The 21,681-nt window shown below is 40.3% G+C and carries 18 protein-coding genes; 13 read left to right on the forward strand and 5 right to left on the reverse strand.

Translation table 11 applies throughout. The annotated features are described in order from the left end of the window. Positions 1-5: 5 nt before the first annotated feature. A complete protein-coding gene (locus tag FFM63_RS07445) occupies positions 6-1,106 on the forward strand; it encodes a PTS fructose transporter subunit IIC (protein WP_137609679.1) in 1,101 nt (366 codons plus the stop codon). Between the two features lie 20 nt (positions 1,107-1,126). Next, positions 1,127-1,831: a D-allulose 6-phosphate 3-epimerase gene (gene alsE, locus FFM63_RS07450; protein WP_137609680.1), complete on the forward strand. Its 705-nt coding sequence runs from the start codon at positions 1,127-1,129 to the stop codon at positions 1,829-1,831. A gap of 200 nt (positions 1,832-2,031) precedes the next feature. Here alsE and FFM63_RS07455 read toward each other — a convergent pair whose 3' ends face one another. Continuing rightward, a complete protein-coding gene (locus FFM63_RS07455; RefSeq protein WP_137609681.1) occupies positions 2,032-2,526 on the reverse strand; it encodes a hypothetical protein in 495 nt (164 codons plus the stop codon). A 239-nt stretch (positions 2,527-2,765) separates the two neighbouring features. Beyond that, positions 2,766-3,179, reverse strand: a complete 414-nt coding sequence (locus FFM63_RS07460; protein WP_137609682.1) for a hypothetical protein — start codon at positions 3,177-3,179, stop codon at positions 2,766-2,768. 293 nt (positions 3,180-3,472) lie between these two features. Here FFM63_RS07460 and FFM63_RS07465 point away from each other — a divergent pair, with 293 nt between their 5' ends. Together FFM63_RS07465 and FFM63_RS07470 are read left to right on the forward strand one after the other, a co-directional pair. Next, positions 3,473-3,793 carry a DsrE/DsrF/TusD sulfur relay family protein gene (locus tag FFM63_RS07465; protein ID WP_137609683.1) on the forward strand — a complete coding sequence of 107 codons (321 nt, stop codon included), beginning with the start codon at positions 3,473-3,475 and terminating at the stop codon, positions 3,791-3,793. 276 nt (positions 3,794-4,069) lie between these two features. After that, positions 4,070-5,215 carry a CapA family protein gene (locus tag FFM63_RS07470; RefSeq protein ID WP_137609684.1) on the forward strand — a complete coding sequence of 382 codons (1,146 nt, stop codon included), beginning with the start codon at positions 4,070-4,072 and terminating at the stop codon, positions 5,213-5,215. 76 nt (positions 5,216-5,291) lie between these two features. Here the strand turns inward: FFM63_RS07470 and FFM63_RS07475 are convergent, their stop codons facing one another. Then, positions 5,292-6,317: an LLM class flavin-dependent oxidoreductase gene (locus FFM63_RS07475; protein ID WP_137609685.1), complete on the reverse strand. Its 1,026-nt coding sequence runs from the start codon at positions 6,315-6,317 to the stop codon at positions 5,292-5,294. A 529-nt stretch (positions 6,318-6,846) separates the two neighbouring features. Beyond that, complete coding sequence (locus tag FFM63_RS07480) at positions 6,847-7,443, reverse strand: TetR/AcrR family transcriptional regulator (RefSeq protein ID WP_137609686.1); 597 nt, start codon at positions 7,441-7,443, stop codon at positions 6,847-6,849. 309 nt (positions 7,444-7,752) lie between these two features. On the opposite strand from FFM63_RS07480, the gene FFM63_RS07485 reads away from it, so the two are divergent. Next, positions 7,753-8,634 carry an ABC transporter ATP-binding protein gene (locus FFM63_RS07485; protein WP_137609687.1) on the forward strand — a complete coding sequence of 294 codons (882 nt, stop codon included), beginning with the start codon at positions 7,753-7,755 and terminating at the stop codon, positions 8,632-8,634. Positions 8,635-8,657: 23 nt separating this feature from the next. Continuing rightward, on the forward strand, positions 8,658-10,271 hold the full coding sequence (locus FFM63_RS07490) for an ABC transporter permease (protein WP_137609688.1): 1,614 nt from the start codon (positions 8,658-8,660) through the stop codon (positions 10,269-10,271). 155 nt (positions 10,272-10,426) lie between these two features. Here FFM63_RS07490 and FFM63_RS07495 read toward each other — a convergent pair whose 3' ends face one another. Next, positions 10,427-11,947 (reverse strand): AcpB/EbpR/MafR family transcriptional regulator, encoded by a 1,521-nt coding sequence (locus FFM63_RS07495; protein WP_171000208.1) that lies wholly within the window; start codon positions 11,945-11,947, stop codon positions 10,427-10,429. A 508-nt stretch (positions 11,948-12,455) separates the two neighbouring features. Between FFM63_RS07495 and FFM63_RS07500 the strand changes: the two genes are divergently transcribed. From FFM63_RS07500 to FFM63_RS07530, 7 genes are all read left to right on the forward strand, one after another. Next, positions 12,456-12,827 (forward strand): DUF7006 family protein, encoded by a 372-nt coding sequence (locus FFM63_RS07500; RefSeq protein WP_137609690.1) that lies wholly within the window; start codon positions 12,456-12,458, stop codon positions 12,825-12,827. Positions 12,828-13,202: 375 nt separating this feature from the next. Beyond that, positions 13,203-14,114 carry a class C sortase gene (locus FFM63_RS07505; RefSeq protein WP_137609691.1) on the forward strand — a complete coding sequence of 304 codons (912 nt, stop codon included), beginning with the start codon at positions 13,203-13,205 and terminating at the stop codon, positions 14,112-14,114. Continuing rightward, complete coding sequence (locus FFM63_RS07510) at positions 14,107-14,985, forward strand: class A sortase (protein WP_137609692.1); 879 nt, start codon at positions 14,107-14,109, stop codon at positions 14,983-14,985. The genes FFM63_RS07505 and FFM63_RS07510 overlap by 8 nt, the downstream gene beginning before the upstream one ends. 72 nt (positions 14,986-15,057) lie before the next feature. Continuing rightward, complete coding sequence (locus FFM63_RS07515; protein ID WP_137609693.1) at positions 15,058-15,249, forward strand: hypothetical protein; 192 nt, start codon at positions 15,058-15,060, stop codon at positions 15,247-15,249. Continuing rightward, positions 15,203-16,786: a SpaH/EbpB family LPXTG-anchored major pilin gene (locus FFM63_RS07520; protein ID WP_137609694.1), complete on the forward strand. Its 1,584-nt coding sequence runs from the start codon at positions 15,203-15,205 to the stop codon at positions 16,784-16,786. The genes FFM63_RS07515 and FFM63_RS07520 overlap by 47 nt, the downstream gene beginning before the upstream one ends. Positions 16,787-16,852: 66 nt before the next feature. Next, positions 16,853-17,548, forward strand: a complete 696-nt coding sequence (locus FFM63_RS07525) for a hypothetical protein (protein WP_137609695.1) — start codon at positions 16,853-16,855, stop codon at positions 17,546-17,548. Next, positions 17,541-21,515: a BspA family leucine-rich repeat surface protein gene (locus FFM63_RS07530; protein ID WP_137609696.1), complete on the forward strand. Its 3,975-nt coding sequence runs from the start codon at positions 17,541-17,543 to the stop codon at positions 21,513-21,515. The genes FFM63_RS07525 and FFM63_RS07530 overlap by 8 nt, the downstream gene beginning before the upstream one ends. Positions 21,516-21,681: the final 166 nt, after the last annotated feature.

A 21,681-nucleotide genomic window follows, 5' to 3' on the forward strand; every position in this document is an offset into this window, starting at 1 on the left:
GAAAAATGAAAAAAATTAAAGCGTTAAATCTTAAAGGTCATTTATTGACAGCGATTTCTTATTTGATACCGATTGTCTGCGGAGCGGGTTTCTTGATCGCTATTGGGATGGCATTTGGCGGAACAAGCCAAGATGCCTTAGTACAAGGAAAATTCACGATCTGGGATGCTTTAGCAACAATGGGCGGTAAAGGCCTAGGACTATTACCAGTCGTCATCGCAACTGGGATCTCATTTTCAATCGGCGGAAAACCCGGTATCGCACCTGGATTTATTATCGGTTTAACAGCCAATGCAATCGGTGCCGGCTTTATCGGCGGGATTTTAGGTGGTTACTTAGCTGGTTATCTCGTATTAGCAGTTTTAAAATACGTCAAATTACCAAACTGGGCAAAAGGTTTGATGCCAACATTGGTCATTCCGTTTTTGACCTCGATTATTGGCGGACTCATCATGGTTTATATCATAGGTACGCCGATCGCAGCATTAACGTCATTATTAACAAATTTCTTGGATGGACTCGGAAACTCGTCACTATTGATCTTTGGCGGAGTCATCGGTTTATTGAGCGGGGTCGATTATGGTGGTCCAATCAACAAAACTGTATTTGCTTTTGTCTTGACGATGCAAGCTGAAGGAGTAAATGGGCCAATCACAGCATTGCAGTTAGTCAATACGGCAACGCCAATCGGCTTTGGCTTAGCCTTTTTCATCGCAAAATTATTCGGGAAAAATATCTATACGAAATTAGAAGTTGAGACTTTGAAATCAGCAGTGCCAATGGGCGTGATCAATATCGTTGAAGGGGTCATTCCGCTAGTCATGAATGATATTGTACGGGGTGTCGTAGCGACTGCGATCGGTGGTTTTGCCGGTGGCGCGACAACGATGATCTTAGGAGCCGATGCAACTGTTCCATTCGGCGGAGTTTTGATGATACCGACTATGTCCAGACCGTGGGCGGGTGTCATCGCGATTTTAGTCAATGTATTCGTAACGGCGATCGTATTAGCGATCATCAAGAAAAATGTCACCGAAGAAGACGCTGAAAAACAAGTTGAAAAAGAAGAAGAAGACATTAATTTAGACGATATTCAAATCTTTTAATAAAGAAAGAGTGACAGCACATGCATAAAGTAGAATTCTCACCATCATTGATGACGATGGACTTAGACAAATTTAAAGAACAAATCACCTTTTTAAATGACCATGTAGATTCTTATCATATCGATATTATGGACGGACATTATGTACCAAATATTACTTTATCACCTTGGTTTATCGAAGAATTGCGAAAAATCACCACATTGCCGATGTCAGCACATTTAATGGTGACTGATCCAAGTTTTTGGGTACAGCAATTGATCGATCTAAACTGCGAATGGATTTGTATGCATGCCGAAGTACTAGATGGATTGGCTTTTCGCTTGATTGATCAAATCCAGAATGCAGGACTAAAAGCCGGGATCGTATTAAATCCTGAAACACCGATTGAAGCAATTTTCCCTTATATCGAATTAGTCGATAAAATCACGATTATGACGATTGATCCAGGATTTGCCGGTCAACGCTTTATCGAAAGCACTTTAGATAAAATCGTCGCTTTACGAAAATTGCGAGAAGAAAAAGGCTACAACTATGTGATCGAAATGGATGGATCTTCCAACCGAAAATCATTCAAACGAATTGATGCAGCCGATCCAGATATTTATATCGTAGGACGCAGCGGATTGTTCGGGCTGGATGAAGACATTGCGAAAGCATGGGAGATCATGGTCAATGACTATGAAGAAATGACAGGTAAAAAACTAGTCTCAGCAAGTCAAGCTTAATTAAGTTGGCAGAAAAAAGACAAAGATAGTCAATGATAAGTTCCCCTTATACAGGACACTGAAATATAAGTGTCTTGCATAAGGGGACTTTTATATGTCTAAAAAAGGAAGTTAATTCTAGAAGAACGACTAATCTTTGGTGAAAGGTATTCAAGTTCAACAGTGACCGCCAACTGCTGATGGAAAATTTATTTTCAAATTTAACGGCTCGGCTGTTGCTCGGCTTCTTTCAAGTGTTTTTTTAAGAGGACTAAGCGAGCAAATGGTTGAGCTAAAAGTAATTCAACAAAAAAAGAAATAGCGAAATTTCGCGGCCATTTGTAAAAAAATTGTTCAATTGGCAGCCATGAGATCGTTCGCATCCCGATCCAACTTGCGACGATGGTGAGAATCAGGGACATCATGATGACATTGACAAGGCAGTTTACGATCATGTGTGAATGGAAACTGTCTTCTTTTGCGATTAATTTGTTCGTTATTTTTGCTGCCGGGCTATGCGTGAGTAAAACCAAAGCAACTACGGTCAACCAAATAAAAGGCATTACCACAAATGTGTGCTTCCAAGTCGTCAAACTAAAGCCCATTTCAAAACAAGAAATGAGCGGCGCGATGATGTTGACGGAGAGGATAGAAACGATTGCTAGAAATAAAGTGAATTCTGTTCTGTTGCGGGGGAGTTTCATATAAAATTCCAAAGGACTGACCTCTTTCTATTATTTGCGCAAAAAAAGCGCAAAGCCACCAATAGAGTGTGCTTTACGCTGATCAATTATACGCAGTAAATACTTTAGGATAATAGCATTTATTTTCTGAAAAAGTCAAGCGGAGAAATTTCCTTCGTTGCAAAATATCGTTTAGAACGACACTTAGCCTGAGCAGGACAAGCTGTAAAAAATAACTGCTTATTTAATTTTTGCGCTTACGCTGTTCTTCATTACTCGCTCTTTTGCAGCGTCATTGTCTTGGCAGCCTTCTTGTGATAAATCAATTTTAATTTCAATTGATGTCGGTTCAGTTTGGTCACATGGACCTTCGTAGTTGCATTGTCATTGACCAAAAAAATGTTTTTGGTCGTTGAATCAACTGTCACTCGTCCATTATCAATGATTTTGATCCCGTTTTCTGTGACATCCCATGTAGTATATTGCCGATTTTCGGTCTTTAATTTTAATTTTTCGTCTTGAGTGTACCAGCGGCCTTCTAACCAAGCCAAGTTGTTGGTCAGCAGAAATTTGATAAGCATAAATAACAAAAAGAAGCTGAGCGCAATAAAAATAAGAATGATCGCTCGTTTGATTTTCTTGTTTTGATTCTGAAACCAGATAAATAAAGGTCGTTTATTCAGCAAGAGGATCTCCTTTTTTTATGTTTTACTTACAAGGATAGAAGCAAAACTATTTTAACATATCCAAGGGAGACTAAAAATCGAAATTAAGGATATTCAGCAGATTTTTATAAGTGTCAGCTAAAAAGCGTCAAAAAAGGAGACAAGCGAGTGAAAATATAGTTTGGCCAATTTATGATAAAAGCTAGGGAGCACCTCGTCTTTTACTAGATTGTTTTTAGCGAGTGAAAGCGATATACTTTATAGTGATTTGAATAGAAGCAGCGCTATTTTTAGTGATCAAAGGAGTGAACGAGATGAAGGTAGCAATTATTTTGGAAACAAAGGAACATGAAAAAGCGTGGAATGCTTTCCGTTTCGGCGTGGCAGCATTGAAGAAAAAACATGAAGTCAAATTCTTTTTGATGGGTGAAGCCGTAGAAGTAGAAAGTATCAAAGACGAGCAATACGATGTGCCAGCTGAAATGCAAAAATTATCAGATTTGGGCGGAGAATTATTAGCGTGCGGAACCTGTTTGAAATCGCGCCATTTAGAAGATCAAACTGCTTGTCCAATCTCAACGATGTTTGATTGCGTTGAAATGGTAGAGTGGGCAGATAAGACTGTGACTTTTTAAATAAAAGCAGCCGAATTTTGAGCTGGTTTAAGATAAAGTTCGAGCAAGACAGTCCGTTTCTGACTGTCTTTTTTTACAAATTACTCGCAAGGTTTTTGTGCGAGGAAGCGCATTTGAACGCTGCGATGATCACAGCGTTTTTGTTGGTAAAAGGTTATTTTGGCTAAGTTTCCGCGAACCATTCAAGAGTTTAGTTATTCGTTATTTAATGTAGCCGGGTTAGCTATTAAACAAAAGTGTCTTAGCGAATAATAAGGACACGTTAGGAGTTGAAAAATGAAAAAGTTTTTGGGAATCAGTTTGTTTGTTTTTTTATTTCTCAGTGGGTGTGGAAATAAAACGGTCGAAAAAGCGGCGGAAAATACTTCTTCTGCGACTCAGGAAAGTCCTTCTGTCCAATTGAATTTTTCTGCGGTAGGAGATAATTTGATCCATGATTATATTTATGAACATCTCAAACAGCCGGATGGGACGTATCGCTTTGATGAAATGTATGAGCCGACGCGTTATTTGAATGAGGACCGTGATCTTTCTTATATCAATCTGGAAACGATTTGTGCAGGAGAAGAATTGGGCTTGTCGGGGTATCCCGCATTCAATGGGCCGACGCAAGTGCTGGATTCTTTGCATACCGCTGGTTTTAACTGGTTATCTGCGGCCAGCAATCACACGATGGACCGAGGCGAGGAAGGAATCGTTAAGCAATTAGAATATTTGGAAAAGTATCCGGATATTACGACGACCGGATCGCAAAAATCTGCCGAGTCTCCGCGCTTTCAAGTGAAAGATATCAAAGGCGTAAAAGTCGGTTTGATGTCGTACACGTATGGATTGAATGGGATCGCACTGCCTGCGGGAAAAGAATATTTAGTTAATTTAATCGATGAGGCACAAATTGCGCAAGATATGCAGTTGTTGAATGAGCAAAGTGACATCCAAATCGTCAGCATGCACTGGGGCGAAGAATATCAATTCACGCCAAATGAAACGCAAACGCAGTTGGCTCAATTGTTGAGCGATGCCGGTGTAGATGTAATCGTCGGCGGGCATCCTCACGTCATCCAACCGATGGATTATTTGACGGGCAAGTCAGGCAATCAAACGTTAGTGATGTACTCTTTGGGAAACTTTATTTCTTCCCAAGCAGAAAATGATCGGATGTTAGGCGGAATGGGACGCTGGACGATCGATTACAACAAAGAAAACAAAGCGGTTACCTTCGAGCAAGTCGAATTTTGGCCGACGATCACTTATATCGGAGATAATTATCAAACGTATAAAACCTATGCGTTAAAAGATTATACCGATGAGCTGGCGGCGCAACACATGATTCATGTCAATCAAGGACAAGATCTATCCCGCGGCTATTTTATCGAACGGACCAATCAGATCATGAACGAGAAAATCAAACTCGTTTATTAATAGCGATCAACTAAGAAAATAGCAATAAAACAGGTGTTGCGGTCAAACCGCAACACCTGTTTTGCTAGACAAATTTTTAGCGCCAGCCTAAGTCTGGAGCGACATCTTTAACTAATGTTTCAAGCAAGTGGATATTGTATTCCACGCCTAATGTATTAGGAATCGTAACTAATACGGTATCTGCTTCTTTGATTGCTTCATCTTCTGCCAATTCTTTCACGATTTTATCGGGTTCGCCGACAAATGTTTTACCGAAGATCGTTGGATTTTGATGATAAGCAAGGAAGCCGACTTGATCATAGTTTGGATCGTCGCCTTGGTTGCCGAATAGTTGGCGATCCAAATCAGTAGTGATCGGTTGGATCGAACGGGTTACTAATGTCCGTGGCTCAAAATCATGTCCGGCTTCTTTCCAAGCTTCTTTATAAGCACGCAATTGTTTTGCTTGTTGAACATGGAAAAGTTCGTTGGTTTCGTAGTTTACCAAAGTAGATGATTGTAAATTCATGCCATGTTGCGCAGCCCAAATCGCTGTTTGTTGCGAACCGGCACCCCACCAGATCCGTTGGCGTAAACCTTCTGCATAAGGTTCTAGCCGTAATTTGCCAGGACCTTGCGGAAACATTGGTTGTGGATTTGGATCAGCGAAATAACCGCCTTCGATTAATTTTAGAAACTCCAATGTCCGTTCACGGGTCACATCTTTGATTTCTTCTTCACTGTAGTCATAACCAAAATATTTCCAGCCATCAAGAACTTGTTCAGGTGAACCACGACCCACGCCCAACTGTACTCTTCCTTGGGTGATGATGTCTGTCAGTCCAGCATTTTCCGCCATCATATACGGATTTTCGTAACGCATGTCGATCAAACCAGTTCCGATTTCGATTTTGCTAGTTTTAGCGCCGATCGCTGAAAGTAATGGGAAAGGTGAACCGATTTGATTCGCAAAGTGATGCACGCGATAGTATGCGCCGTCGATCCCAATTTTTTCTGCTTCAACTGCTAATTCAATGGATTGTAAATAAGAATCTTCTGCTGTCTTAACAAGTGATCCTTGATCCATCCAATGACCAAAACTCAAAAAACCAATATTTTTCATAATAGATGCCCTCCTTTATGTAAATGATTATCGGAAGGTTTGCTTCCAATAAGTAAGTATATTCTACTACGAAATTCAATTTAAGACGAATAATTGTTCTCGCAAAAGTGGAAGAATCTATTGTATGAAAAAAGGCGTAAGGCTTCCGTTTATTTTGTTTCATTTGCTGAAAGCAGCAGCGAACATTCTTGGAGACAGTTTTTGATTTTTGCGACACTTTGCTCGACCGATTACGTGGTCGTATCGATCACGTGGGATTCGAAGGCGCCTAACTGATTGAATTATTTCCACAGCACTTTGATCAATTCAGTCTTTTCCTGCACGGTCAATTTTTCAGGTTGCCTTGCGCGGGCGAGCGTTTCTTCTTTTGACGCTCTTAAAACAATATAATGAACGTCAAAATCAGCTGCCGCAGCGATCCATGGAGACCGTGCTTTTTCCTGTTGCGGGCGTCTCAGTAATAATGCCGATTCTGTCTTTAGTCATAATGGCCTCCTTTCAAATCTGGAATGGTGATTCCTCGATAAAATTATTTTTTTGGCGCGATGCCTTTTACCAACATTTCCGTCCATTCGGCTGTGTACGGCATGATTTTTTCATAGATTAGCGGATTCGAGATCCCTTCAATGATTGCTTGAAAATACAGCATCAAAAATTCATCTGAATATTTCAAATCGACTTTGCCTTCTTTACGGCCGCGGTGGAACAGATCCAGCATGATCCCAAAACTTTGTTTCGTATAGTCTTCCATCATGCGGGTGAAGCCGGAGTCTTCTTTTTTAGTGTAATACTTCATTAGATCCAGATAAAATTGTTTATTGATTTTATCGAGGTATTCGATTTTGACCTGACTCATGGCGATCAGCGTTTCTTCAAATGGCGCGTTTTTTGCCATGACTTTTTTGGCGTTGTCGCCCATTTCTTCCATTGAACGAATAAATACTTCGTGGATCAAATTTTCTTTGCTGCCAAAATATTTAAAAATAGAGGTTTTTCCAACATTCGCCTTTTTTGCGACTTCATCGATCGTCAGATTTTCAACTCCTGTATCGCTGTTTATCAAGTCAAAAGCTGCCTGCAACACTCGTTTCTTTTTCTCTTCGGTTCTGCGTTCAAAACCATCCATTAAAACTACCTGCTTTCTATAAAAAGAACTTTTAATAAATTATAGTTCAAAACTATCGTCGTACATATTATATAGGAAAGGATACGAACTTACAACAACATAGGTAGTTCAAAAATATAAATATTTTTGTTGACTGTAAAAATAAAAAGGAATATTATTGGAGCTGTAAAAGAACTTTGGTTTGAAACGAAGGGTAAACAGGGATATTATGAACTATTTTATAATAGTAAGTTCATAATAAAAGACCGTTAGTTTTGGACTGGAAAGCTCGTTATAAATATATGTCGAAAGAAAAGGGAGTTACCTATCATGACAGAAATTGTGAAAGTACAAGGGCTGCAGAAAAAATTTGGGAAATTTCAAGCGTTGAAAGATGTTTCATTTACAGTGAACGCTGGTGAAGTTGTTGGTTTTATCGGACCGAATGGCGCGGGAAAATCAACGACGATCCGGACATTGCTAGGGATCATCAATCGAGATGCAGGCGATGTTCAAATATTCGGGAAGGATGTTTGGAAAGACAGTCTTGAGATCCATAAACGAATTTCCTACGTGCCTGGCGACGTCGCACTTTGGGGAAGCTTGACCGGTGGTGAGATCATCGATTTATTTATCAAACTTCACGGCGGCGGAAGCAAAACGAAACGCGATTATTTGATCAAACGGTTTGAATTGGATCCGAAGAAAAAAGCCAAAGGATACTCTAAAGGAAATCGGCAAAAAGTTGGTTTGATCGCTGCACTTTCAGTTGACTCTGATCTGTATATTTTAGACGAACCAACTTCAGGGTTGGACCCGTTGATGGAAGCCGTTTTCCAAGAAGAAGTCGAAAAAATCAAGAACGCCGGCAAAGCGATTCTATTGTCTTCACATATTTTGAGTGAGGTCGAACGTTTGGCTGACAAAGTCGCGATCATTCGCCGCGGAGAAGTCGTTGAAACAGGAACATTAGATGAATTGCGTCACTTGACGCGTTCAACCGTTACGTTGGTGACAAAAGGCGAAGTTGAAAAACTTGCGACAGTTGCCGGAGTCCATGACTTTGTTCAAAAAGACGGCAAAGCAACATTTTCTGCTGACAATGAAGCCATGAACAATATCTTGATCGAAGCAACCAAATTGGGTGTTACAAAAATCGAATCTGTACCGCCAACGCTTGAAGATTTATTCATGCGTCACTATGAAGGCTGATTGTCGGAACGGAGGAAAAGAAAATGAATGAAAAATTTGCCCGTTGGAACGTGTTGTTCGCACAATACGTGAAACGTGATTGGAAAAAAATAATTGTTTGGATTTTAGGGTTAGGGTTGTTTTCAGGAGCGTATGTTCCAGCCTTTGAAGAGATCGGTAAAGGCCAAGGTCTGCTGGGGATGTTTGAAACAATGAAAAATCCCGCAATGATCTCGATGGTCGGACCTACACCGATCAAAGTGGGTGCTGATTACACATTGGGTGCGATGTATGCACAAGAAATGTTGCTGTTTTGCGGGTTGTTTGCGATGATCGTTTCAGCATTGCACGTAGTCGGTCATACACGAAAAGAAGAAGAATTAGGTTTGACCGAATTGGTTCGCTCATTTCGCGTTGGACGTCAAGCAAATTCATTTGCGGTAATCAATGAAGTATTGCTGATCAATCTTTTGCTTGGTCTGTCTATTGGTGGAATCATGACCAGCTTTGGTGTAAAAACGATCAATGCTGAAGGAGCATTTTTATTCGGCGCTTCGATCGCGCTGGCAGGAATCATCGGCGGTGTATTGGCGCTGGTGATGTCGCAGATCATGACGACTTCGACCGGTTCGACTGGTGCGACATTAAGTCTTGTCGGATTGTTGTATATCCTTCGGGCGGGAACCGACGTGTCAAATGTCGATCTGTCGATGTTCAATCCAATGGGGTGGGTCTACTTGACCTATCCATTTACGGATAATAATTGGCTACCGCTGTTGTTCGCTGTGATTTTTAGTTTAGTTCTGACGGTGATCGCATTCATGTTGGAAGGTCATCGCGATATGGGGGCAGGCTATCTTCCCGAACGTGAAGGCAGAGCAACCGCTAAAAAATCATTGCTGTCGGTACCTGGTTTGTTTTTCAAAATCAATAAAGGTGTAATGATCGGCTGGCTGATTGCCTTTGTCGTGATGGGTGCGGCGTATGGTTCGATTTATGGCGACATGCAAGTTTTTCTTGGCGGAAATGAATTGATGAAACAAATGTTTACTCAATCAGGCACATCGATTGAAGAATCCTTTACCGGAACGATCATGATGGTGATGATCGGCTTAGTAACGATTTTGCCGATCGCTGTGGTCAATAAATTATTCGCAGAAGAAACACGCCTGCATATGAGTCAACTGTATGCGACAAAAGTCACCCGCGGACAGTTGTATTGGACGACGATCATTTTAGCTATCTTAGCTGGGATCGTTGGGATCGGGTTGGCGTCAGCTGGGTTAGGCGGCACCGCGATTTCCGCAATGAAAAATAAATCCACGATGGATCTACTTGATTTCTTAGCTGCCGGCTATAACTTCTTACCGTCAGTATTGTTCTATATTGGTTTGGCGGCGTTAGCATTAGGCTGGTTGCCAAAATTTGGAAAAGTGATCTATGCGTATCTTGGTTATTCATTTGCGCTGAATTATTTCGGCGGGATTCTTGACTTGCCGGATTGGTTCTCAAAAACAGCAATCCAAAGCTGGAGCCCACGGTTGCCAATGGAAGAATTTGACGGCACGGTCTTTGCAGTGATCACTGTGATCAGTATCGTCTTCTTGTTTATCGGTTACTTAGGATACAAGCGGCGCGATCTAGTCGAAGGCGCATAATTATTTGCACGTAAAATAAATCAATAAAACTACCGATCAAGCAAAATGTGATCGGTAGTTTTTTGTAAACAATCATAAAAAATAGCCTTAGTCAAAATCACAGCTGACTAAGGCTATTTATATAGTAGAAAACTGTTTTACTAAACGGCAGAAATTTATTTTAAGTCTCGGTTGTAACTAAAAGTTGCCGCATTGACGATCATCGAAATGAATTCCTCAATATGTTGGAAATCACTGCTGTAAAATTCATGATTGATCAAATAGAAATGCTTGCCTTGATTTTCAATCGCTGGAAAGTTCACGTTGCTAACGACCAGATCATAAGCAACACCTTTTTTCAACGTAGAAGCCGTAATAAAGTCTAAACAATTCAACCGTTTGATAATCATTGGTGTCAAGATCCTTTTCATCAACAGATCACCTTCGATATGCACACCGATAGACAACCCTGGAAAATTCCCTTTTAGAAAATACAGGATCAATTGATAGAGATCACTCTTGTAATAATCCAAGACATCAATCTTATGGGTGACATCAGGGAAATGATCCGCAAAAAAATCGGCGATAAAATCATCTGTGTCAAATAAAGCCGCAACTTTTTCAAATTGTTCAGGAGTGATCTGTGAATCTTCCGTCACGATCCACCCTTTAAAGAAACAATGATGCCAAGTAACTTGCGTGAGCAAATAGGTCAATTCATCCTGCTGATTGGAAGAGATAATCTGATGGTCATTAAAGCAGTCCAAAAGCTTATTTTTCATCGCGTAAGTCATCAAATCAGCCTCTGCTTCAACCGCGATGAGGTCTTTATACAAAATCGAATCATCCGACAGAATATGTTTTCCCATCAAAAATAAGATCAGCGCTAAAGGTTCATCCCCTTTTGGAACGATCCCGTAAGCGGAGAAAAACTTCTTCATAAAAAGTTTGCCAGGTTCGTACAGCGGACTTTTAACCAAAGAATCAACAAATCGATTAAACGAAGCGTCATCAAAGAACCAATCAGAAATACAGCTGACAGGAACGACCTTTTTTTGCAGATATCTGAATTTTACGATCATCAAGTAGGCGACGATTCTGCCAATTGCGATATCCGATAATTCTAGCTGGAACTGGTTGTTTAGCTTGATGATCTCATCAAAGACGACTTTATCCGAGAATTGCTCCGAGGTAGATTTCCATGTCCGCGTCATCGTATAAAATTCCACGAAAAAATGCCGAATTTGAAGCTCGGAACCGATCAATTTTTTATTTTCAATTTTTATGTCAAATTCAGCCAAAATCACATTTATTTCAACCAATTTTCGATAAAAAGTGGAGTAGCTGATGCCTAATTTTTGTTCGATATTTGGGATATGGAGCGTTTCTTTATGGAATAACTCTGAAATGATCTGGTATTTAATGGAAGAAAGCAATAAATAATGAAAAATATCATCTAAATTTTTATCAAATGGGATACTAATCGTTAAGATTCGGCCTTGTTTGCTAATAGAAAACAGACCAGATTCTGAAGCTAAAGACTCTAGAGAAACAATCAGGTTATTCAAGACCGACACATTCAAATTAAGCGTGTGCAGACATTCCTCTTTTGTCGCTGAAAAATTATTCTTATGCAAAAAAGTGAGCAGGTTATATTGTTTTTCATCCCACGAATCTAAAATTTTTCCTCTGTACACAGCAGAGCCCCCAGTCAATAGTTTCAATGAGTTATTTCTTTTTAGTATAAGAGAGGTAATTATAATTATTTTAACTCAAAAAAACAATAATTTAAAACGAAATCCTTATTTTTTTTAATAATAAGTGCCTAAAATATTTAACTTGGCAAAAAAGACAATTTTTTACTGAAACTTTGGCTAGAATTTTGGAATCATGATTGCAACTTGCCCAGCTCAGTAGGATAAATGTTGCCTTTTAGCGAGAAAACTCTTTAAAAGAATGAGGTGCATTTAGCAAAAATATTCCTGGATCCAAAAGTTAGAAATCAACGGCAGATAAAATTTATTTGTGCAAAAAATAACTCTTTTAAACGAAGCGAGTTTATTTTTATTGGATGATTTGTGGAATTGAACACGGGAGCGTTATCAAGAAATGTGAAAGCTGTTTCATAACAAGTAGATAATAACTCATTTTTTGAGACAAAGGAGCTTTTCTTTTCTGCTATGCTAGTCAAAAGAGGTGAGAAAAATGTATTTGTGGGATCTTAACTGTGCAAACTACTTGTCGAATCTGTCAAAAAAACATCAATTACCGCCATTTGGCTGTTTTGATGCCAAAATAAACGACAACTTCATTTTGGCGTATAAAAAATTAGCGGATCAAGCAGAACGAATCATCAAAACGGCAGACAGCGAAAATTTTTTGAACCAGATCCATCAGTTGCTCGATATCGATATGCGTTTGTATTATTATTTACTGCTGATGATTTATAATGATGGTTTTCGATCAGAAGAGCAAATGCTGCAGGAGCTTGAACACAATTACAAATCAGAATATTTTTCTGATGACGAGCATTTTTATCCTTTTTCTGATTATCGCTTGATTGTCGAACATCCTTGATTAATCACTGTTTTTTCGGATTTTTTTACTAAATTTTGCCGAAAATAACGCAATTTTAATCCCGACCATTTCCAGTTTCAGATTAGGTATTTTTTTGAGTGAAATTTGAAACTAAAGGGGTTACAAAATGGTTTATACTTAGACCAAGTTTATAATTATACTAAACTCTATTTTTTGAGAAAGCGCTTCGATTGCGACGAAGAACACAACTTTACCAATAAAAATGGTCGCAAAACTGAGTGGCAAACCTAGCAAAAAAATCGACATAATTGAGGTTGGCTAGATGGGGACTCTTAATAGAAGAAAGTGTCCGCAGAAAAATAACTGCTCATATTCAAAAAATAGTGATAGAGAAACGGAGGGGATGAACGATCTGTGACAAAGAAGAAAGTTGATAAAAAGAAGCGGAAAAAACGCATCATCTACACTTTTTTCAGCAGTGTCATCCTTCTGGGCGTCTTATTATTATTAGCACCGATTTTTTTCGATATGATTGATCTTGCTAAGCGCAAGGATATGGTTGCCGATTATGAACAAAAAGTTCCTGAAAAAGGCAACGCGACGATCGAATTGATCAAAAAATATAATAAGATGATCTATCAGCAGCAAAAAGGTGAAGCGGCAGAAGAAGTCAAGATTACGGATATTCAAAGTGATTTGAAAACACCAATCGGCTTTGTCAACATCCCCAGTATCCACTTGATCAACATGGTGATCCACTTTGGCGATTCTGACTGGGTATTGAATCATGGAATTGGGACGTTGCCTTTTACGACCTTGCCGATTGGCGGCAAGAACACACTCAGCGGCGTTACCGGACACTCTGGATTAGCGAATCAGATTTTATTTGATAATATCCGCTACTTGAAAAACGGGGATGTCTTCTATCTGAATACTTTTGGCAAAGAAACGGCTTATAAAGTCTATGACAAAAAAGTCGTTGATCCAAAAGATGAAAACGCTGTGAAGGCCTTTTATGTCCAGCAAGACAAAGATCTCGCCGCGCTGATGACGTGTACACCGTTGTTTATCAACAGTCACCGCTTAGTTGTTTATGGCAAACGAATTCCTTTGAAGGCTGCGAAAGAAGTCAAAACAGTTCATCGAACGGTTTGGTCGTTAGACACAATCTGGATTGCAACGCTGTTGATTTTCTTATTGCTCTTGCTGTTGTGGCTGATTTATCGCTACTTCCGCGATCGACGCAAGGAGAAGCAGCCGGAAGACGAGGAGTTGGCAGACAGTGAAGATGCGAATGAAGCAAGCGATGTGAAAGCGGATGATTAAACGAATCTTCAAATATTTTCTCATTCCGACCTTACTTTTTTTTGCGACAACGCTTTGGGTCTACGACGGCTATCATAAATTATTGACGCCGCCGGACACCTCGGTCACTTTGACAGAAGGCCAAGCGCAAGCCGCAAAAAATAAAGCGAAGGCTGTTTCACAAACCGATAAAGAACGTGAGAAGATCCAAGACGCAGACATGCAAGTCTTAGTGACGGCCCGCTTGAAGCGAGCCGAAACAATGGCGCAAGCCGGGGTCGGTCGTCTCGCAATCCCGTCAGTTGACCTTGATTTGCCAGTGTTAAATCAAGTGACGGAACTTAATTTATCTACCGGTGCGGCGATGTATTTTCCCGAACGTCCATTAGGTGAAGGAAATGTCGTCTTAGCTAGTCATAATTTTTCAGATGCGGATGTCTTATTGCATCGAATAAAAAATGTGACGACCGGAACAAAAATTTATTTAACGGATTTTACGACCGTTTGGATCTATCGGGTCACCGTCAATCGGACGATCCACGAAAACCAAACAGAGGTCTTAGATCAACCAAAAGACGGACCCGCGCAAGTAACCTTGCTGCGCTGTGAGGGCGGTATCGGCACACCCTATCGACGGGTCGTCCAAGGTGCTTTACAAAAAACGCAACTTTTTTCAACATTGACTGCAAAAGAGCAGCGTGCTCTAGGCATCAACGAAAAAAATGCACAAGCAACAAAGAGCGAACGCAAACAACAATCAGAAAATTGGATGAGCAATCAACTAGCCCTCAGCATTCAACAGAAACGACCAACGATTTGGCTGGTCGGAGTACTGTTGGTCAACTTGCTTGTTTTAGCCATCCAAGGAATGTCGTTCGTTCGCAAAGACTAATCGCTGAACCTAGAGAAGAAGAAATCTTCGACTCTATTCAGAAATACACTCAACCTAGAGGAGGAAAAAGAAATGAAAAGTAATACGGTTAAGAAATCCCGCAAATTATTGAGTAGCTTATTGGTTTGCGGAATGTTGTTGGGAACGATGAGCGCAGCTGCACTTGTGACAGTTGGCTCAGATAACGGACAAGTGGTGTATGCAGCAGGAACTGAGATTGATAATACGTCACAGCGGAGTATTTCTATTCATAAATATAGATAGTAATACGGAAGGTGAAGTCAAAAATGAAACTGGATCTGCTGAAGAGGGAGCTAAGGTTACCGGAGCTGCTGGTTTTGCGGACGCTCACAAACCATTATCTGGCGTTACCTTTAAAATTCAAAAAGTAGTACCTGCTACTGGGTTGACTTCTTCACAAATTAGCGCAAGTGATACTAGTACTTTCGAGCCAGTAGAAGGCATAGTAGAATCTCTAGTGACGGGTACCAACGGGTTAGCATACTTTGATCTTGGCAAAGGAAATGCAAAAGATGGCGTCTACCTTGTTACCGAAGTATCCAACCCGTCAGCAGTGATTGATGAAGCAACGGGCAAACCAAAATTAATTGATCCATTTGTCGTTCAAGTGCCAACCACTTTGAAAGATGGCGTAACTGGTGAGGAAACAGTAAATTATGACGTGAATGTTTATCCTAAGAACGATGTAGAAGATGTACTTTTGAATCCTGTGAAAACATTTGAAAAAGATACTACTGCTAGTAACACGGTCCAATCTGTTAAGCCCGGTCAAACGGTTACTTGGAATTTATCGGTTAAAGTACCGGGAGACATTTATACGGCGGCAGATACAACTGCAGGCACTACTGAAAGTGTAGCAAAAGAATTATCTATTACCGATAATTTGAATATAAAATATTTGAATTTTGATCTTTCAAAGGTTGAAGAAAACAAACCAGAAACATATCCTTTTAGTGCAAGAATTGAAAAATCTGATGGTAATAATGTAGAGCTAGACTATCCAGCGGATTATGTTTATGAACAGCCAAAGCCAGGAGCTGACAAGGACCATGAGCTTCACACATTTTCACTAACAAAAGAGGGAATTATAAAAGTAGGGAAAATCGAAGGTGAGAAGACATTTGTCGTGAGCTTGAAAACGATTGTTAATCCAGTCAATGATTCAACAGCTGAAATAATCAATACATTCAATACGTTATACGTCGGACCAACTGGATTAGAAACTCCTGATACAACAGAACCCGAAGATCCTGAAAATCCAGGAACAACTATTCCAACTGTTGTTCTTGGGAATATTGATGTATTAAAAACAGATGAGGCTAATAAACCATTACAGCACGCTAAATTTAAATTGGCTGCCACTGAAGAAGATGCAAAAGCTGGAAATTGGGTAACAGACAGTGAGGGAAAAGTTCTCGAAGAAGAAACAGATGAAAATGGTACTGTGGAATTTATCGGTTTAGTGGTTGATGAAACTAATAAAACACAAGAGTACTACTTGGTAGAAACTTCAGCTCCAATAGGATTTGACATAGATGGGAAAATTCATAAAGTAATTGCTAATACGGATCAAGATACTGATGTTACTAAAACAGATGATAATATTCAAGATATCGCTTACGAAGCCACTGTTATAAACGTGGATAACAAACTTATCCCTAACTTACCTGCAACCGGGGATGACGCTCGTTTGATTCTATTAATCACAGCAAGCACATTGATCGTTGCCGGTGGAGTCGCAGTTATTCACTACCGTCGTAAAGAACAAGCAAATAGCTAAACGTCACGGCAAGGAAAGTGTACCTCGGTAACGAGGTACCTCTTTTCTTAGGAAGGAGGATTTTGCATGAAGAACATACGATTGTTTAGTGTGCTGATTATCAGCCTTGCTGGACTTGCACTAGGTCAAACGGTCTACGCTTCTGATGTAATGAATAGTCCTTCGGTTACCGTCGTGAAGCGCGAGACTGCAAGTTCTTCCACAGTGACGCAAACAACAACACCTTTAGCAGGTACTCGTTATCGTTTGACGCGCGTTTTGCCGATCAATGGTGAAAAAATTGTGCCGACTGATTCGGCTACTTACGTGCTGCCTTCTAATGATTTAGCTCTTTCTGTTGAACTGATCACCGATACGGATGGTCGTGCAATCTATGGAGACACAGAAGCATTAGCAGAAGGCTATTATCTATTGGCAGAACAAAGCGGTGACGGGGTCGAAAAACCTGCCGATCCGATCGTTTTTAAATTGCCGTATACTGACGCAACAGGAAAAGTGACCGATGATTTTACTTATGAACCAAAATCGGGACTAGTAGAAACGGACACAGATGATCCTGTCAAAATCACATCCGGTAATGCAACAAATGCAGCGAATGCAACACCTAGTCAAAGCGGCTCTTCCACGATCATGCAAACAAGCGGTGAAGTGTGGCAGGTTTCTTTGACGAAAACATTGTTCGGCACCACTATTTTATTGAGCAGCATCATTGGAGGGACCGTTTTGGTGCGTAAACGTTGGGAGGAGAAGAAATATGAATAAACGAGCTTTAAACCATTTTTTCTCCAAGCATGCACCGCAGTCGGAGGGTTCCACGAAAAAAACGAAATACCGTTTGATGCACTTGTTTGCGGTCGGTATCTTAAGCGTTCAAATGATTACATCAGCAGTTGCGCCGGTGTATCAAGTTGCCGCTGAAACAACGACACAAACAAGTCAAACAACGGAGAAAACATCTACCGAACAAACCAAACCGACGACGGCAAGTGAACCGGCAGCAAGTTCTGCTCCAGCTGAAGCTAAAACGACGAGTGAATCGTCAACTGAACCTGCTGAAGAAACGGATCCAGCCAAAGTCCGCTCTGATTTGCTCAAAGCGATCGCGCAATTCGGCGATACCGCCGGGACGACCGTGACCGTTGCTGACAATGCAATTAAGATCGATTTGTCTGCGCAACTAAGCAAGCAAGTCGAAGCAATCAAAACCGCGATTACTCCGCTCGTGCCTGACGGGTACAAAGCAGAAATCACGGCGAAACAAGCGGAACTTCATTCAATTAAAAGTTTGAGTGAATTTACAGAGCCTGATTTAGCTTCGCCGATTGTGGTTACCTGGTCTCAAGAATCAGGTGCAGCGACAACTACCGGGACAAAAGTTTTTCCGACAAGTTTTACCATTTCATTAAAAAGTACCACTGCAGGTCGAACTGCTACATGGGCAGTTGGAGACGTAATAACGATTCCTGATTTAACTTATACAGGTGCTTATGGGACTATTGCGCTACAACCAAGTTTTGTAAAAACAGTCATTCCTGGTATTGGAACACTTGAAGGAAACAAAATTACAGTTACACAAGCTGACAATGGTTCCGAAAAAACAATCGAGTTGAAAAATATTTTTGCATCCAACTTTACCGGATCACTACCAACTGTCGAATTAACTGAAAGCACGTCGGTCTCGACATCCTTTCTAGGCTCATCTTTGGATTTTACAGCCATTGATGCTAGTGCCAGTTGGGGAGATGGGAAGGGTGAAATCCTGACGATACAAAAAGGTGAGGATGGTGGCGATGCGCTTGATCTAAGTTTTAAGCTTTTCCCCGTTAATTATGGGGAACGTCGAAATGACTTATTCTTTGGTGGAGGATATACCGATGCTGCCGACTTTTTGAACTACGTCGAGCTGGTAAATGATGATACTCCAGGTAATTATGAGGATTCGACAAAGGAAACCACTATGAGCAAGTTGGCGGATATGAAACAAAATATCTTCATGGTCAACACCTATCCTGCCGGTCAGGAGATTCTGACTATTGCGGGAAGTAGTCTCTATGCTAGAACAAATGTAGGAACTATTACTGGGATCACGAATGACGGAAAGAATGCGATGATAAAAGGGTCTGGTAATTCAATCGTTCTGGTAACGATTACGCCTAAGGTTTTTGCTCCTGGGACATCTTTGAAAGATATGAAGGCAGCTCTCAAAGTTGGTGAGACGGGGTATTCGAAACAAACGGATGGTTCCTTTATTTCCCTAGTTAATATGGGTAATTATAGCGAAGAAGGAGACCACATAAGCTATGATGATTTGACCTATCCTGATTATTTGTGGCGAGGAATGATGAGTAATCAAGAATTGAAAGCCGCTGACGGTTTTAATTTAACTACTTACCAAGAAACTATGGTTGCAGCGGATAATCTAAATACTCCACCTTTATTTTCTGCCCAATTTATGTCTACGGTAAAGGTTGTAGACCCATCAAATGCAAAAAATATTTATAAAGTAATTTCAACAATTGAAGGACCGGATGGGGTTGTATCAGGTATTGATCCAAAACCATCAGAATTGCAAATGGATCCGATTGGAGTAAATACAGAGGCATCAGCAGCAATACAGATTAATTATAAATCGGGTGATACAACAGTTGGCGCTGTCAAAAAAATCTATGCCGACCCTGGTACCTCTTGGTCAGATTATGTTACGAATAATCCAAATGAGGAACTTTTTCCAAAACAATTTACAGTAGAACCAATTACCTATAAATTGAAGAGTACCCCAGATGGAGTCGATTTTGGAGAGAAAGGATCTACGACTGAAATCACTGTCGAATATGAAGCACAAGCAACCATCAAATTCAATTACGTATCAAACGGTACAGAAATTGCTACTTCTAAGCTGATTTATGCAGGTGAGAATACGTTGTTAACCGACTATCTTACTGCTAATGCTACTTCAGAAACCAATTCAGAAGCCAAACTATTTCCTGAAGAAATAAAAGTTGGCACAACGCCTTATCGATTGAGTGAAACTTTTAAACCTGCCGATTACAATTTTGGTGTAGGCGGAAGTCTGACATCAGTTGATGTGGAGTATGAAAAAACAACGGATATTGGTTTTTGGACAGCTCAAGCAGATTCTAATCTCACGAACAATACAGGAACTTATGGGGATGCCGGGTTAGACTTATATGTTTATAGGAAAAATCCATGGGTGGATCGGATTGTTGGTGACCCAACAGCCGATGAAAATAAGACCGAGGTTTTAGCAAAAGGGATTTTTGGTAATGACGTTAATGTTGGTGTGAAATGGTATATTGATACGGAAAGCGTGTTGCATCTTGGTTCAGGAACGACAAACTGGGTGCACACAGAAACTGGTTATTTCAATAATCCAGATTCGGTGCTGCCGCCAGACTATCCTGATGATTATCGCGCAGGAAGTGTCTCTCCCTGGTATCAATATAAAGATTTATTCACCAAAATCAGCGTTGATGGGAACGTAGTACTAAATAAAGGGTCACAATACTTATTTAGCACACTAGACCAAGTGGACAGTTTCACTGGGTTAGAGAAATTTGATTTTTCAAATGTGGAAAATACAAACGGAATGTTTCAAAGTACTTATGCATTGAAGGAGATGACAGGGACAGCTGATTGGAATCTCTCAAAGGTAATATACGCACGAACCATGTTTTCCAATACGTCTGTTGCGTCCTTAGATGCAACAAATTGGGGAATGAATAGTGTGGTAGATCCTTATGCCATGTTTTACCGTGCGCGGGGATTGACTGAAATTAAGGGAACTGAAACATGGAGTATGGAAAAAGCAACAACGTTACAAGAAATGTTTTTCAGTGCAATAAAATTGCAGACATTAGACTTATCTGGTTGGGATACAATTAATGTTAAAAATATGAGCAACATGTTTAGAGGTGCTGCGGCACTCACCAGTATAGATACAACTGGTCTTACTAGTGCAGGTAAAACTAGCTGGGACACTAGTAATGTAACCACAATGAGAAGTATGTTCAATGGAGCTGCAGCTTTAGAAACTATTGATACGTCAGAGTCAGGGTGGAACACAAGTAGTGTTACTGATATGGGGTATATGTTTAGTGATGCTGGGGCACTGAAGAGTCTTAATACTTCCAATTGGACCACTAGTAATGTGACGAACATAAGCACAATGTTTCAAAATGCTGGTTCATTAACTGAGCTTGATACAAGTAAATGGAACACAAGCAATGTTACTAATATGGAGTGGATGTTTAAAGGGGCTAAATCCTTGGAAAAACTTGACTTTAGCGCAGCAGATACAAGCAAAGTAACAACTATGCAGAATATGTTAAGTGGTACCACTGCCTTACGTGAAATCACATTTAGTAAGGACTTTGCAACAGCACAATTAACCGAGAAAACTAATATAGGTACAGTTAATGAAGTAACAACTACAACCAGTAAACTAAATTTACCTAATACTACAACAACTCTCAAATGGCGCAATGTAGCAGATGGAACAACAACTGCACCTATGGGAACAGAATTTCTTTCAGCTTACAAAAGTGCTGTCCCTGACACCTACGTCTTAATCGACACGACACAAATCAATCCGGATTTTCCTGATACGGGTAGTGACCAGCGTTTGACCACATTAATCAGTGCTAGTTTGATGATTCTACTTGGTGTGCTGGGTGTTGCATGGTTTCAAAGAAAAGAAAGAGTTCGTTGACTAAATGAATTTCAAAGATATTGACCTTGATGCACTAAACTAATTTTGATATAGGAATAGGGAACCTCTCCGATTCTGCTGTAGTGATTGTCAACCAAGGCAAGAACGGCGGGAAGGAAGATTCCCTATATCTGTTGGGATACAGGAAAAGAGATAGTCGCTTAAT

Origin of the sequence: Enterococcus pingfangensis (assembly GCF_005405205.1) — a bacterium.
Taxonomy (GTDB): Bacteria; Bacillota; Bacilli; order Lactobacillales; family Enterococcaceae; genus Enterococcus_A; species Enterococcus_A pingfangensis.